Origin of the sequence: Streptomyces sp. NPDC007084, assembly GCF_040703595.1 — a bacterium.
Lineage (GTDB): Bacteria > Actinomycetota > Actinomycetes > Streptomycetales > Streptomycetaceae > Streptomyces.
Genome location: NZ_JBEYFY010000078.1, coordinates 13,405 through 28,419, shown reverse-complemented (window position 1 = coordinate 28,419; position 15,015 = coordinate 13,405). Strand labels below are relative to the sequence as shown.

At 71.7% G+C, this 15,015-nt stretch carries 11 protein-coding genes; 4 read left to right on the top strand and 7 right to left on the bottom strand.

All coding sequences use genetic code 11. The annotated features are described in order from the left end of the window. Positions 1-122: 122 nt before the first annotated feature. Positions 123-953, top strand: a complete 831-nt coding sequence (locus AB0912_RS33385) for an aldo/keto reductase (RefSeq protein WP_366706595.1) — start codon at positions 123-125, stop codon at positions 951-953. Between the two features lie 22 nt (positions 954-975). On the opposite strand, the gene AB0912_RS33380 is transcribed toward AB0912_RS33385, so the two are convergent. Both AB0912_RS33380 and AB0912_RS33375 read right to left on the bottom strand, forming a co-directional pair. Further along, complete coding sequence (locus AB0912_RS33380) at positions 976-1,884, bottom strand: glycoside hydrolase family 16 protein (protein ID WP_366706593.1); 909 nt, start codon at positions 1,882-1,884, stop codon at positions 976-978. Between the two features lie 315 nt (positions 1,885-2,199). Next, the gene (locus tag AB0912_RS33375; RefSeq protein ID WP_366706591.1) at positions 2,200-3,636 is read right to left on the bottom strand and encodes a lipase family protein; all 1,437 of its coding nucleotides are present in this window, start codon (positions 3,634-3,636) and stop codon (positions 2,200-2,202) included. An 898-nt stretch (positions 3,637-4,534) separates the two neighbouring features. On the opposite strand from AB0912_RS33375, the gene AB0912_RS33370 reads away from it, so the two are divergent. Continuing rightward, positions 4,535-5,761, top strand: coding sequence for a chitinase (locus AB0912_RS33370; RefSeq protein ID WP_366706589.1), 1,227 nt, complete (start codon positions 4,535-4,537; stop codon positions 5,759-5,761). 253 nt (positions 5,762-6,014) lie between these two features. Here AB0912_RS33370 and AB0912_RS33365 read toward each other — a convergent pair whose 3' ends face one another. The 3 genes from AB0912_RS33365 to AB0912_RS33355 form a co-directional block, all read right to left on the bottom strand. Then, a complete protein-coding gene (locus tag AB0912_RS33365; protein ID WP_366706587.1) occupies positions 6,015-6,362 on the bottom strand; it encodes a DUF1330 domain-containing protein in 348 nt (115 codons plus the stop codon). A 155-nt stretch (positions 6,363-6,517) separates the two neighbouring features. Next, the gene (locus AB0912_RS33360; protein WP_366706597.1) at positions 6,518-8,401 is read right to left on the bottom strand and encodes a glycoside hydrolase family 15 protein; all 1,884 of its coding nucleotides are present in this window, start codon (positions 8,399-8,401) and stop codon (positions 6,518-6,520) included. A 187-nt stretch (positions 8,402-8,588) separates the two neighbouring features. Beyond that, positions 8,589-9,176: a hypothetical protein gene (locus AB0912_RS33355; RefSeq protein ID WP_366706585.1), complete on the bottom strand. Its 588-nt coding sequence runs from the start codon at positions 9,174-9,176 to the stop codon at positions 8,589-8,591. 335 nt (positions 9,177-9,511) lie between these two features. Between AB0912_RS33355 and AB0912_RS33350 the strand changes: the two genes are divergently transcribed. Further along, on the top strand, positions 9,512-9,781 hold the full coding sequence (locus AB0912_RS33350; protein WP_366706583.1) for a hypothetical protein: 270 nt from the start codon (positions 9,512-9,514) through the stop codon (positions 9,779-9,781). A gap of 5 nt (positions 9,782-9,786) precedes the next feature. Here the strand turns inward: AB0912_RS33350 and AB0912_RS33345 are convergent, their stop codons facing one another. Next, the gene (locus AB0912_RS33345) at positions 9,787-10,860 is read right to left on the bottom strand and encodes an RNA polymerase subunit sigma-70 (RefSeq protein WP_366706581.1); all 1,074 of its coding nucleotides are present in this window, start codon (positions 10,858-10,860) and stop codon (positions 9,787-9,789) included. Positions 10,861-11,502: 642 nt separating this feature from the next. Here AB0912_RS33345 and AB0912_RS33340 point away from each other — a divergent pair. Beyond that, on the top strand, positions 11,503-14,232 hold the full coding sequence (locus AB0912_RS33340) for an alpha-L-rhamnosidase C-terminal domain-containing protein (RefSeq protein WP_366706579.1): 2,730 nt from the start codon (positions 11,503-11,505) through the stop codon (positions 14,230-14,232). Positions 14,233-14,276: 44 nt separating this feature from the next. On the opposite strand, the gene AB0912_RS33335 is transcribed toward AB0912_RS33340, so the two are convergent. After that, a complete protein-coding gene (locus AB0912_RS33335; RefSeq protein WP_366706577.1) occupies positions 14,277-14,696 on the bottom strand; it encodes an ATP-binding protein in 420 nt (139 codons plus the stop codon). Positions 14,697-15,015 lie beyond the last annotated feature (319 nt).

The window sequence follows — 15,015 nt, the reverse complement described above, 5'->3', positions numbered from 1 at the left end:
CCGGTGCGGCGCCGGGCCGGCGGGGAGCGGCGCGCGGGGAGCCCGCGTCGCCTCGTCGGCGGTGGCCGTGCACGATGGGGAGGTAACCGTCAGCGAATCGCCAGCGATCCGAAAGGCTCCCCGTGACCAGCATCCCGGTCCTCACCGCCCATGACGGAACGACGATCCCGGCCGTCGGCCTGGGCACCTGGCCGATGGACGACGCCCAGGCCGAGGAGGCCGTGAGCGGTGCCCTCGGCATCGGCTACCGGCTCATCGACACGGCGGCCAACTACCGCAACGAGACCGGCACCGGCCGGGGCGTCGCCAACGGCGGGGTCCCGCGCGAGGAGATCATCGTCACCACGAAGCTTCCCGGGCGGCATCACGGCTACGACGAGACGCTCGCCTCCTTCGAGGAGTCCCGGAGCCGCCTCGGCCTCGACTACGTCGACCTGTACCTCATCCACTGGCCGCTGCCGCGCGTGAACAAGTACGTCGACTCGTGGAAGGCCATGATCAAGCTGCGCGAGGAGGGTCTCGTACGGTCGATCGGCGTCTCCAACTTCACCGCCGAGCACCTCACCCGGCTGGAGGAGGAGACCGGGGTCCTGCCTGCGGTGAACCAGATCGAGCTGCACCCCTACCTCCCCCAGGACGAGCTGCGCGCCTTCCACGCCGACAAGGGCATCGTCACCGAGAGCTGGAGCCCGCTGGGCCGCGGCTCCAGTCTGCTGAAGGACCCGGCGCTCGGGAAGATCGCCGAGGCGCACGGGGTGACACCGGGCCAGGTCGTGCTGCGCTGGCACACCCAGCTCGGCGCGGTTCCCATCCCGAAGTCCGCCGACCCGGGGCGGCAGCGCGCGAACCTGGACATCTTCGGCTTCGAACTGACCCCGGACGAGCTGGCCGCCGTCGCCGACCACCCGCGCCGGCGGCTCGGCGGGGACCCGGACACGCACGAGGAGTTCTGACACCCGTACGCCCCCGGGACGTTCACTTCCACCCGTACGCGTAGGCGGCGACCCAGGTCACGTCGAGTTCCGCGCTGCTGCCGGGGGCCGCGCCGGGGCCTTCGAGGGCGCTCTCGTTCTGGAGCACCCAGGAGAGCGGGACGGCGGGGACCCCCCGGGTGTCCTCGCCGGTCCGGCGGCCGTCGACGTAGAAGCGCACGTGTCCGGGGGTCCACTCCGTCGACACGGTGTGCCACTCGGTCCAGGAGGCGCCGCTCGGGAAATACCCCTGTTCTCCTCCGCCGCAGGGGTGGTGGAAGGCGGTGATGCGGCCCGTCCACTCTCCTTCGGGATGGTCCATCTCGCAGCCGTCGCCGTAGTGCAGCCAGGCCGACTTGTATCCGGGAGCCGCCTTCGTCACCTTGATGCGGGCGCTGTACTTGCCGTACGTCATCCGCATCACGGCACGCGGCACGAGCGCCGCGGCGTGGACGGGCCCGCCGTCCGCCGGGCGCCACATGCGGATGCGCAGCACGCCGTCGCCGTGTTCGCCGGGGCCCACGCTCACGGTGTCCTCGGGGTGGTACGTGCCGACGACGCCGCGGTGCCGGTCGTTCGCCGTGTCCTGCCAACCGGTCGGGTAGGCCCACCAGTTGTCGCGGTAGGCGCCGGTGAGTCCGCCGCAGTGGGCCGCCGGGGTGTCGGCGTGGTGGTCGCAGTCGCTGAACGAACCCAGCGGGACCCGGTCGCCGTTGAAGTCCTCCGCGAGGACCTGCCAGAACGGGCCGCAGTCGCCGCGCGGCAGGGCGTTCCCGGTGGCACGGCAGGCGTCCGCCGAGCGGGGTGCTCCGTCGGCGCTGGGGACCCGGATGAGCGCGCCGACGAGCAGGACGAGACCGAGCGGCATCAGCAGGACGCGCCGGTACCGGCCGGGCGCCGCGTGTGAACCCATCGGTACTCCCCCTTCGCTCCTCGGCGTACGGGCGGCGCGGTTCTCCCCGTGCCGCCGTCCACGGGAGGGACGCCGTGATCCGGACCGGCCGCGAGTGCCGCGCGAGGAAGCATCCTCGCGGTACGGCGGGGGCGGCACCACCCCATGGGCGCACCGCGATACGGATGCCACCGCTCCGGCCCACCGGACGCGGCCCCTCCGTCCGCACGACCGGCGGGCCAAGGCCTCGCGGCACGGAGAGCCCGCCGGCGAGTCCCGGCGGGTACGGCGGGCCCCGGCGGCTCGGAGGTCCGCCGGGGCACGGTGATGCGCGGGTCAGGGCTGCAGGGGCATCGACCAGCAGTTGGAGACGGCGCGCTTCCCGGCTAGACGGTCGGTCAGCCAGGAGATGGCGTCACCCTGGTCGGTGAGGAGGGGGACGAGGTGGTTGGTGAGCAGTCCGTCGCCGAGGTTGGGCAGGATGACGGCGTCGTACGTGATGTCGGCGCCCTTGCGGCACCAGTCGACGGCGAGTTGGCGGGCCTGTCCGTGCGGCACGATGTCGTCCTGGGTGCCGGTGGCCACGCGTACCGGGCTGGTGGGCTTCAGCTTGCCGATGCGCTGGCCGTCGAGGACCGTTCGCAGCGCCGGGGTACTGGCCACGATGGCGCTCATGGAGCGTCCGTCGGCGGTCCATGAGGTGCTCTTCTTGAACGCGTAGCGCAGGATCGAGTCGCCGACGCACATGGTGGACAGGTCGGCGAGCGCGGCCTTCCCCGCGGCGTTGAGGTTGGCGTCGGCGATGGCCCGCAGCGGGGGGTCGGACTGGAGGAAACCGTTGAGGGACCAGCCGAGGGCGCCGGCGAGCGCGCTGCCGTCGATGCCCTTGATCACCTCGGTGAGGTCGGCCGGGGGCGCTCCGGAGTAGGTGCCGGCGAGGGTGATGTCCGGGGCGTAGGAGGGTTGGAGTTCGGCGGCCGAGGCGCTGGCGCCGCCGCCCTGGCTGTAGCCGAACAGGCCGACGGGCGAGGCGGCGGTGACGGACGTCCCGGTCAGGTTGCGCGCGGCGCGGACGGCGTCGAGCAGGGCGTGACCGCCGTCGAGGCGGTTGACGTAGGTGTGGAGCCGGTCGGTCGCGCCGAGTCCGACGTAGTCGGTGACGACCACCGCCGTGCCGGAGGCGAGGAGGCGGTAGACCGACAGGTCCTCGTAACCGACCGACACCGTCTCGCCGTTGAGGGTGATCGGGTGCTGGAGGCCCAGGGACGCGGCGCACTGGTCGCCCTGTCCCATGGTGCCGGGCGCGACGGCGACCACCGGTCGGGGTCCGCCGCCCCTCCAGGCGGCCGAGGGTTCGATGTAGGCGCCGGTGACCGCGACGGGTTCGCCGTTGGAGTCGGTGGACTTGTACATCAGGCGGGTCGCCTTGCCCGGCAGGGGTCCGTCGAGACCGGGCAGGCTGAGGGCCAGCGGGAGGGGTTCGCTGCGTACGATCGCGCCGTTGGCCGAGGGGAGCGTCGTGGGCGGGTCGTAGAACGCGGGGATCGTCACCCCTCGGGAGACCGTGTCGGCCGGGCCGGTGGCGGCCGTGGCGGGCAGCGCCTGCACGGCGAGGCAGGCGCAGGCGGCGACGGCCGTGGCGAGGAGCCGGCCGCGACGAGGTGTGGCGGATCTGGGGCGGTTCGCCCCCAACCGGCTTTCTTCGGAACCGCGTTGGGAGAGCGTGGACGGGGACTCGCTGTCGGGGCCGTTGAATCGGTGGGGTCGTTCCATGCGGCTCACTCCCTGCTTCCTCGGAGGGTGTTGGTGATGCGGGGGTTGGGGCCCTGCGTCAACGGCGTGACGTGGGACCCCGGTTGGGGAGCCCGACGGGACCGCGGCCGTGGGGAATCGGCGTACGGCTCCCGGATCGGGGTCGACTCGGCTCAGGTCGGGTCGGGTCGGGTCGGGTCGGAGCGAGTCGGCTTGGTTCGGCTGGGCTCTGCTGGAGGAGGGCAGCCCTCATCACGACACGGCGCCGGGTGGTGAAGGGGAGCCCCATTTCGGGGGGGTCGGGTGGTGCGGGGCAGCCATCAGCACGGGGGGACGTCGGGCAGCGAGGGTCAACCCCCTTCGGCGGGGGCCGTGTTGGAAGGTCCCGTAAGCCCTGGCCTGGGCGTGGACGCGGCTGACGCCGGACGGGCGCTCCCGTACGCGCCATCGGCCGACGGCGCGTACGGGAGCGCCCGTCCGCAGATGGTGCGGCGCGGGGCGGAACATGTCCTGAGCGGCCGTGCGCGGCGAAGCCCCGATGCTCGTGGCGGTGACTGCGCCGTCCTGCGCTGTGCGTGGCGGTCCGGTGGTGCGCGGTTCGGATCTCTGCGACCCGGCTCTTACGGACGTCGAAGTCCCGTGCGAAGCCCGTTGGTTACTCCCGAGTCACTACTGGAGAGTAGGAGCGGGTGTCACCCAGTGACAAGATGTCTGCGTACGGCATTTCCGAGGGGCGTACAGGTCACCGGCTCAGGCCGATCGCACCGCACCCGCGACAAAAGGGCGCCCCCGCCGGGCCGTTGGGTAAAGAGATTGCATGGTCTAGTCCAAAGCCCTGCCTGGTCTAGTCCAACTCATTGACGTGATCGCGACAGTGGCCGGAAGCTAAGGCCACTCCCCCACCCCCTCTGGAGGCACCGTGAGACGTCTTCGCGCATGTCTGGGCGCGGCAGCAGCCGTCAGCCTGGCCGCAGTCGGCACGACCGCGCTGGTCGCGGGCAACGCCTCGGGCGCGACCACCGCGCTCAGCAACCGGTGGTACGCCGCCGCCCCCTACCTGATGCCGACGGACAACGAGCCGCCGGACGCGGGCGCCATCATGGACGCCACCGGCCTCAAGGGGTTCCAGCTCGCGTTCATCCTCGCCCCCAACGGCGGCGGCTGCTCGCCCACTTGGGGCGGCACAGCGGCGGTCTCCTCGGACACCGCCGTGCAGTCGGTCGTCAACGGCATCCGCGCCAAGGGCGGTGACGTCTCCGTGTCGATCGGCGGATACGGCGGCACCAAGCTCGGCCAGGCCTGCTCGGACGCGGCCTCCACGGCGGCTGCGTACCAGCAGGTCATCACCAAGTACGGCCTGCACGCCATCGACTTCGACCTGGAGGAGCCGGAGTACGAGAACGCGGCGGCCATCAAGAACGAGATCGGCGCGGCCAAGATCCTCCAGCAGAACAACCCCGGCCTGTACGTCTCGGTCACCACGGCCGGCACGGCGGACGGCACCGGCTGGTTCGGCAAGCAGATGCTGCTGGAGGCCAAGTCGCAGGGGTTCACGCCGAACAACTTCTCCATCATGCCGTTCGACGGCGGGTTCAACGGCGCCGCGTCGCAGACCAGCGCGCTCGCCAACTTCAACACGATCCTCCAGTCCACCTTCGGCTGGGACCAGGCGACGGCGTACGCCCACGAGGGCTTCTCCGGCATGAACGGCCGCAGCGACACCGGCGAGTACTTCTCGCAGGCCGACTTCCAGACCGTGCTGGACTTCGCCACCAGCCACAACATGGACCGCTTCACGTTCTGGTCGCTCAACCGCGACCGTCAGTGCAGCCCCGCCGACAACGGCGGCCGGACGTCCGGCACGTGCTCCAGCGTGGCCCAGAACTCCTGGGACTTCGCGAAGTACTCGGTGAAGTTCGCCGGGGCGACCCCGCCCACCGGCACACCCACCCCGACGCCCACGCCGACCCCGACGCCCACCCCGCCGAGCGGTGCCTGCAAGACGGCGTGGAGCGCGACGGCGGTGTACACGGCGGGCAACGAGGCCTCGTACAACCACCACAACTGGAAAGCCAAGTGGTGGACGCAGAACGAGACACCCAGTGCCTCCGACTGGGGTCCGTGGCAGGACGAGGGCGCCTGCTGACCCGTCGTCTCCGGTCCGGCTCCGGACAGGCCGTCCGCCTCCCCCAGAGGTCCCGGCCTCCGGAGCCGCCCGGTCCAGGCCTCCCCGCCTGAGCGCGCCGACGGGCGCGCGGCGCGAGGGATGGCGTCACCCGAGATTCGGGGGGACGCCATCCCTTCCGTCGTTCCGGCCCCCGGGCGGCCGGCCGGCCGCCCGAGCCCCGGCCGCCATGCCCGCGCTCCCGCGCCCGCTGCCCGGCCGACGTCGTCTCGCGCTACTCGGCCGGCAGCGTCTCGCGCATCGCCTTCGCCGTGGTCGCCGGATCGTAGCCCTCCGGGACACCGGGGACCAGGATGATGTCGCCCTCGATGTGCCGCGAGCGCAGCGGGGCGATCTCCCGGTACGCCGGGGACGCCCACCAGGCGCGCGCCTGCGCCATCCCGGGGAAACCGATCACCACGACGTGACCCGGCCACGCCCCCTCCAGCACCTCGTGCCGGGCACCGTGCGCGAGAAAACGGCCGCCGTACGGTGCGAAGGTGGCCGTGATCCGCTCCATGTAGTCGGCGATCTCGGGGTGCGGGTCGGCTGCGCGCAGGTGGGCTATGGCGTAGGCGTTCATGGCGTCCTTCCGGCCGATCGGGCTCCGTCGGGAACGACCTTGGCATCGGCGCCGCCCCGGGTCGATTACCCGAGAGGTAAGCGCCGACGGGACCCTTCCTCGGGCGTGCCGGAGTCGGGACCCGCCCCGGTGGCGCGGCCGGCCGTGGCGCGCGGTCAGCCGAGCTTGCGGTCCAGGTTGAAGGCGGCGCTGATCAGGGCGAGATGGGTGAACGCCTGGGGAAAGTTCCCGCACTGCTCGCCCGTGTGGCCGATCTCCTCCGCGTACAGGCCGAGGTGGTTGGCGTAGGTGAGCATCTTCTCGAAGGCGAGCCGGGCGTCGTCGACCCGGCCCGCGCGGGTGAGCGCCTCGACGTACCAGAAGGAGCAGATCGAGAAGGTGCCCTCCTCGCCCTTAAGGCCGTCGGGGCTGGCCTGCGGGTCGTAGCGGTAGACGAGCGAGTCGGAGACCAGGTCCTCACTCAGGGCGTCGAGGGTGGCGAGCCATTTCGGGTCGGTCGGGGAGACGAACTTGGCGAGCGGCATCATCAGCAGGGACGCGTCGAGGATGTCGCTCTGCTCGTACTGGGTGAACGCCTGGCGGGTGTCGGACCAGCCCCGGCTCATGATGCGCCGGTAGATCTCGTCACGGGCGGCGCCCCAGCGCACGGTGTCGGCGGGCAGCCCGCGGTGCTGGGCCAGCCGCATCGCCCGCTCGATGGCCACCCAGCACATGAGACGGGAGTAGAGGAACGTCTTGCGTCCGCCGCGCGTCTCCCACACCCCTTCGTCGGGCTGGTCCCAGTGTTCGCACACCCAGTCGACGAGCGCGCTGATGCCGTCCCAGTGCGCGCTGGACAGCGGCTGGCCCCACTTGTCGTAGAGGTAGAGGGAGTCGACCAGGGCTCCGTAGATGTCGAGCTGGAGCTGTCCGACGGCGGCGTTGCCGACGCGCACCGGGGCGGAGGCCCGGTAGCCCTCCAGATGCGGAAGCTCGCGTTCGGGCAGGTCACGGCGGCCGTCGATGCCGTACATGATCTGGAGGGGGCCGCCCGGGTTCGTGGTGTCCGGGTCGTCGAGCCGGACGTGCTCGGAGAGGAAGGTCATGAACGCCTCCGCCTCCTCGGTGAAGCCGAGGCGCAGCATCGCGTACACACAGAAGGCGGCGTCGCGGATCCACACGTACCGGTAGTCCCAGTTGCGCTCGCCGCCGATCTGTTCCGGCAGGCTGGTGGTCGGCGCGGCGATGATGGCGCCGGTGGGGGCGTACGTGAGCAGTTTCAGGGTGAGGGCCGAGCGGTGCACCATCTCCCGCCAGCGCCCCCGGTAGCGCGACCGGGACAGCCAGCGCCGCCAGTAGGCCACGGTCGCGTTGAACTCGCTCTCCGCCTCGGCCACGGCGCAGCGGCGCGGCGGTACGTCGTCGTCGATCCGGTCGATCGCGAAGACCGCGGAATCCCCCTCGCTCAGCTTGAACAGCGACCACACGTCCTGCCCGTCCGCCTCCATGGGCACGGTGGAGGTGAGGGCGAGTTTGAGCGCGGGCGAGTCGAAGACGGCCTGCCCGTCGTCCAGGTGCAGGGTGTGCGGGACCGTTCCGTACTCGAAGCGGGGGGCGATCCGGGCCCGGAAGGGCAGGGTCCCCCGGACGCACACCACACGGCGGATGAGCCGGTGCCGGTCGGCCTCGCGCGAGTCGTCCACGACCGGCATGAAGTCCTGGATCTCGCCCACGCCGTCGTCCGCGAAGAACCGGGTGATCAGCACGTTCGTGTCGGGGAAGTAGAACTGTTTCGTACGTGCCGGGACGTCGGCCGCCAGTTCGAAACTTCCGCCGCGGTCGGCGTCCAGGATCGACGCGAAGACGCTGGGGGCGTCGAACCGTCCGCAGCAGTACCAGTCGATGGTCCCGTCCGTGCCGACCAGGGCCGCGCTGCGCAGGTCGCCGATCAGCCCGTGTTCCGCGATCGGCAGATACCGGGGGACGTCGCCGTACCGCCGCCCGCCTGGCTCGCCGCGCGCCCTGTCGCCCGCCCGCGCTCCGGGACCCTCGTCCGCCATTCCGGCCATACCGGCCTCCCTGGAGCCGTCGCCCGCGCCACGCTCTCGTTCCAGGCTAACGACAGGTCGTGTGCTTCGTACGGTCGTGGTCTCGCGGTTACGGTCATCGGCTCGCGCGTACGGTCGTGGTCTCGCGCGTACGGTCGGCCTGGATCGGGAACGGTCGCCGTCTCCTCCGGCGGTGCGGTCACTCCTTCAGGATGACCTTGGCGGCGACGATGATCAGGCCGAGGGCCAGGTTGACGAAACCCTCGGTGATGATCTGCCCCCGGGAGGCGCCCGCGCGGGCCGCTCCCAGGCACGCCCACACGACCTGCTGGGCTACCGCGACGCCCAGCGCGAGCCACAGCCCGGTGTTGACGCTCATCCCGAACCAGCTCACGGCCACGGCTGCGGCGGGAAGGACGGCGGCCTCGACGATGGCCCACTCGTGCGCACCGCTCCGGCGGATCTCCGGCCAGGACCAGGCCTGACCGACCACCCGCTCCCCGGCCAGGTGGGCGTAGACGTGCGTGGCCCAGAAGACCAGGCCCGAGACCAGCAGCAGGACGATGATCTCCCGGCGCGAGGGAGCCTCCGCCGATCCTGCCGTGGCCACGACGGAGGCGGCCAGGATCGAGCCGTAGATGGCACCCGCGTAGTCGGTTCGTCGGCTTGTCGACGCCACCGGCTTCGACTTCGAGTCCGGCTTCGCCCTCGACGTCGGCTCCAATACGGACTCCGAGGGGGCGTCGATACGGTCGCCACCCTCGGGCGGGACGCTGGAACGGCTCACCTTCTCAAGATATGGCCGGGTCTACGGCGCTGCCCGGCGAGTGCGGTCCGGGTACGGGCCGCTCGCGGCCGGAGGGGGGCGCCCGGGCCGGAAGCGCCCGCGCCTCTTCGCGGGCCGGCGGGGTTCCTGTCCTCCGGGATCGACGGAGAGGACGGAGGTTCCGCAGATCCCGGAGATCCCGGGGATCGCGGGGGTCGCGGGGATCGCGGAGGTGACGGAGACCTCGGAACAGCGGAGACCTCGGAGACGGCGGAGCCTGTGGCGACGAGGGCCGGGTTCGGGTCGTCGGAGTCGGAGAGTGAGGCCGAGGCCCGATCGTTGGGTATCCGTAGGCTGTGCCGATCGAAGACGGACTGGAGACCGTGTGCCGGATATGCGGGCTGGACGTGGACGATGTCCGGTTCGACGCCAACGGGCTGCCGCTGTTCGTCATCTGCGAGTGCTGCGGCGGTGAGTCCGGCTGCGACGACGGCAGTCCGGTCGCGGTCCGCCGGTACCGGGAGTCGTGGATCGCCGACGGAGCCAGATGGTTCGAGCCCGCGGCCAGACCGCCCGACTGGAATCTGTCGCGGCAACTGACCAACGTGCCCGCGGAATGGCGCTGACGGGACTACTCCGAACCGTTCCCGGGCTCGTCCGCGCCTTCCCCGTCCGCGCCTCCCCCGTCCGCCGGCAGGCGCTCCGGCAGGCCGAGCCGGGGGAACTGGTCCTCGTGGAACGTGACGATCTCGGTGATCGCACCGCCGGTCACGCGCAGGACGTCGACCGTCAGCGGCAGATACGCGCCCTGCCGCTCCCGCCGGAGATAGAAGGCGGCGGCGGGCTGCCGGTTCACGGTGGTGAGGACGGCGTGCAGGCCGTTCATGCTCTCGAAGCCGCCCTCGACCCAGGCGTGCACCACCGTGTCGCGGCCGAGGTGCACGCCCGGTGTGGGCGGCATCGACCAGCGGACGTCGTCGCGCAGCAGTGCGGCAAGCCGGTCGACGTCCGTGGCCACGCTGGCGTCGGTGTAGCGCCGCACCAACTCGCGCGTGCCGGGGTCCTGTTCGCCGCCGGACCAGTCCTGTCGCTCGGCGGGCAGGTGCTCACGCATCCCGGCACGGGCGCGCTGGAGCGCGCTGTTCACGGAGTTGACGGAGTCGCCGAGGAGTTCGGCGACGCCCTTGGCCGGCCAGCCGAGCACGTCCCGCAGGATCAGTACGGCCCGGGGGCGGGGCGCGAGGTGCTGGACCGCGACCAGGTAGGCCAGCTCGATCGTCTCCCGGGCGACGGCGACGGCCTCCGGCTCGTCCGCGTCGCCGGCGGGCAGCTCGTCGAGCAGCCGGTCCGGGTAGGGCTGGAGCCACGGCACCTCGCCGCCGGTCGCGGGCTCCGGGCGGCACCTGGCGAGCAGGTCCAGGCAGGCGTTGGTGGCGATCCGGTACAGCCAGGCCCGGAAGGTCGACCGCCCCTCGAAGGTCTCGCGCCGCCGCCAGGCCCGGAGGAACGTCTCTTGGACGGTGTCCTCGGCGTCCTCGAACGACCCGAGCATCCGGTAACAGTGCACGTGCAGCTCCCTGCGGTGCCGCTCCACCAGCCCCGAGAACACCGCCTCGTCCACCTCACCCAGCCCGCCCACAGCCACCTCGTCCACCTCGCCCAGCCCGCCCACAGCCACCTCGTCCAGCCGCGTGTCCGCACTCATCACGTCATCCTTCCGCCGCATCGTGTCCGTCATAGGTGTGACGGACAGGACCCCGAAAACTCATCACCGGTGTGGGTGAGCGCGGCGGGGGCGGCGTCCCGCGTCCTCACGAGATCGATTTCCGACCGCGCCGAGATCGGCTTCGGCCGCGCACCCGGCCGATCGGCCCGCCGACCCGGCGGCACTGGGCAACGCGCCGCGCCCTGGGTATAGCAAGCTCATGCAGGCACACGGAGTCGCCCTGTGGACCAGACGCCGGTGGGTGGGCTTTCTGCGGGGTGTGACGCGGCGGGCGCGGGCCGAAGGTGCGCCGCAGCCGTGGTGGGTGCCCCGGCGGGTGTTCACGGTGGCGTCGGCCGATGTGGACGACGACGCCGGTGTGGCGGCGATCTGGATCGTGACGCGCCCGAAGTCCCCGAGAGCGCGGGAACACATCACGTTCCTTGAGCGGTACGACGGGCGGTGGCGGTACGTGGGAAGCGGCCTTGACACCCACACCTGGGCGAGGTTGAGACGGGAGGATTAGTGCCCTCGCCGCCCCAACTTCCCCCTGTCCCATCCCTGTACGCCATCCGCCTCCTGGGATAACGTCACCTCGCCCGTTGCGATTGAATCGTTTCAATGCATGAGGAATGAGGCGTCATGTCGTCGAACAGCACTCCAGGCAGTGACATCTTCGAGACCGGTACCGCAACCGAGACCGGAGCCGGAACCCGAACCGGAACCGGAACCGGAACCGAGAGCGAACCCCGGACACGGGCCGGCGCCGGGCCCTCCCGGCGGGCCGTTGTCGGCGTCGGGGGTGCCGCCCTGGTCGCGAGCGCCGCCGGGGTCGCCTTCCCGGGGGTCGCCGGTGCCGCCGAGAGGACGGGCGCGGGTGCCGCGCCGGGCACAGCGCCCCGCCCCGGAACCGGCTGGCAGCGCTACGTCCAGGCTCCGCCCTCCCGCACCGTACGCCCCCTGCGGATCATCGCCTCGACCGGCGATGTGACCGCTCCCGAGGGGCTGTTGAAGCCCGGCGGCGCGAGGACCGTTCTGCGGCGGCCCCGGCCCGCTCCCGCCCCACGCTGGCCCGAGGGCACCGTCGCCGAGGCGTCGTCGGCGCACGCGGGGAACAACGGCAACGACGGGCAGCCGCGCACGTACGACGCCAAGAACGCGATCGACGGCGACCCGGAGACCTTCTGGAACGACGACACGATCGGCGCGTTCCCCGACACGCTCACCATCACGGTGCCCGAGGCGCGGGAGCTGTCCGGCATCACGCTGCTCTCCAACAGCGACGGCGTACCGACCGACTTCACGGTGGACGCGTGGACGGATGGCGCCTGGCGGACGGTCGCCACCGTCGCGGACAACGATGTCATCCAGCGGGCGGTGCCCTTCTCCGCCAGGGTGACCACCACGCGGCTCCGCATCACGGTCACCGGCGTCCAGGACACCCCGCGAGGTGCCTTCACCCGGGTCAACGAGGTGTGGCCGGAGCCCGTGGCCCCGGTGGAGGCGCCCAGTGTGACGCTCGACTTCGGCAAGGTCGTGGTCGGGTACCCGCGCGTCCGGTTCAGCTCCGCGTCGGACAACTCCCCCGGTGTGCGGCTGGCGTTCTCGGAGACGAAGCAGTTCCTGACCGACCGTTCCGACTTCACCCGCTCCGACCAGTCCGGCGCGCCGGGCCAGGGGACGGACCAGTTCGCCGTACCGGCCGGGGGCGCCGACTGGACCGACCACAAGGGGTTCCAGTCGGACGGCAAGGTCTACGCCGACGGCCTGCACGGCTTCCGCTACCTCAAGATCACCCTCGACGCCCTGGCCGGTGACGCGCCCGTCGCGCAGCCGTGGGGAACGGTCGAGATCGACTCCGTCGGCCTCGACTTCACCGCCTACCTCGGCACCCCGAGCACCTACCGCGGCTGGTTCCTGTGCTCCGACGACGACCTCAACCGCTACTGGTACGGCGCCTCGTACACCAACGAGCTGGTCACCGACACCTTCCGGCAGGACGACGTCGATCCGCGCAACGCCTGGAGCGCCTCCCTCGAAGGCAAGCTCGTGCTCCACGACGGGCCCAAGCGCGACCGGGACCCGTACGTCGGGGACCTGGCTGTTTCGGCGCGGACCCTCTATCTGACGCACGACGACGCTGCCGCCGCCGCACGCAACGTCCTGGCCGACCTCGCCGACCACCAGCGCGCCGACGGCTGGATCCCGCCGGCCTCCATCTCGGGCTACGCGCTGCCCCTGTTCGACTATCCCCTGTGGTGGGTGACGTGCAGTTGGGACTACGTGCTCTACACGGGCGACCGTTCCTACGCGAACCGCTACTACCCGAACCTCGTCAAGGTGCTGGACACCTGGTACCCGAGTGTCACCGACAGCGCGGGGCTGCTCAGCAAGGGCCTCAACGGCACCGGCGGGTACGGGGATTACGCGTTCCTGGGCCGCACCGGACGCATCACCTACTACAACGTCAACTACGTCCAGGCCCTCAACGACGCCGCCCGGATGGCCCGTTGGCTCGGACGCGAGGCGGACGCGCGGCGCTGGACCCGGCGGGCCGGTGAGGTGAAGGACGCCGTCAACGCCCATCTGTGGGACGCGGACGCCGGTGCCTATCTCGACTCCGGGACCGGTCCCGTCCGGCACGCACAGGACGGCAACGCGATCGCCGTCACCTCCGGGGTCGCGGACGCCGGGCGCGCGGCCTCGGCGCTCGCCCATCTGGACGCCACCACCCAACGCCCGTACGGCAACGCCTTCATGGACAACGACACCCTCTTCGGCGACGCCTCACAGCGCGTGTACGCGTTCACCTCGTACCCGGAGATCGTGGCCCGCTTCGAGAGCGGCCGGGCCGAGTCGGCGGTCGACCAGATCCGGCGCACGTACGGCTGGATGGACAGCCACGACCCCGGCGTCACGCACTGGGAGGGCATCGGCCCGGGCGGATCGCTGTACGAGGGCGCCTATACGAGCATGGCGCACGGCTGGTCCACCGGTGTGCTGCCCGCCCTGACCCATCAACTGCTCGGCGCCCGGCCGGCCTCCCCCGGCTACACCACCTGGGAGGTGCGTCCCCAGCCCGCCGGAATCACCTGGGCGCAGGGCCAACTCCCCACACCGCACGGCCCGTTGCAGGTCGACTGGGAGGCTGGGCACGCGGCGTTCGAGCTGACCGTCCGGGCCCCGTCGGGCACCCGGGGTGCGGTCACCTTCCCGATGGACGCTCGCGAGGTGACGGTACGGGCGGGGCGCCGCACCCTGTGGGACGGACGCCGCCGCTCGGACCGTACGGTCGAGGTGACCGGCAACCGGGTCACCGTCTCCGGCCTCGGAGCGGGCACCCACGTCTTCACGGCCGCACGTCACGGGTGAGCGCGGGCCGGGTGCGGCGGGCCGCAGGGTGATCGAGTCGGCGCTCAGCCCTCGTCGCCCTGCGGTTGGGCGTTCTCCGGCCGGAAGCAGGCCGTGACCGTCTTCCCGTGGCGTTGGCACTTGGTGCCCCAGTCGTCCGCGAGCATCTGCACGATGCCCACACCCCGGCCCGAGACCGCGCCGGGCTCCGGTTCGCGCTGCCGGGGCAGGGTGGGGTCGTCGTCGTGGACGCTCACCTGGAGACAGTCACCGTCCCAGGTGAGGACCAGCGACGCGTCGCTACGAGCATGGATGTGTGCGTTGGTGAGCAGTTCGGACACCGTGAGGACCACCGCGTCGACCGTGTCGGGTTCCTCCGCCGTCCAGGGCAGGGACTCCAGGTGCCTGCGGGTCCAGTGTCGTCCGGCGCTCACGCCCCCGGAGACCGGGAACGAGTGCGCCCAGCCCATCGCCTTGACCGCCATCGTCCGACCTCGCTCCTCGTTCTTCCCGCCGTGTACTTCCTGACGTGGTTCTTCCTGGCATGCCGTTCTCGTGGAGGCCGGGTACCCGGAAGCCGCCCACACACTCGGGCGGCACCGGGGCTGCCTGCGGATCGGCTGTGCGGACGTCAATCCCGCGCCACAACTCACCCCCCTCCGGGGGCCAACCATCGCGCGAGGGGAACAACAGATGTCCCCTGTCCGTACTATCGGTAGGCCGGGGCATGACGCAGCAAGTGCGGCTGCACGCCCCGTCCCTCCAGCGCGGTCGACAGGACGCGCCTCGCCCTCCGGCCGCTTC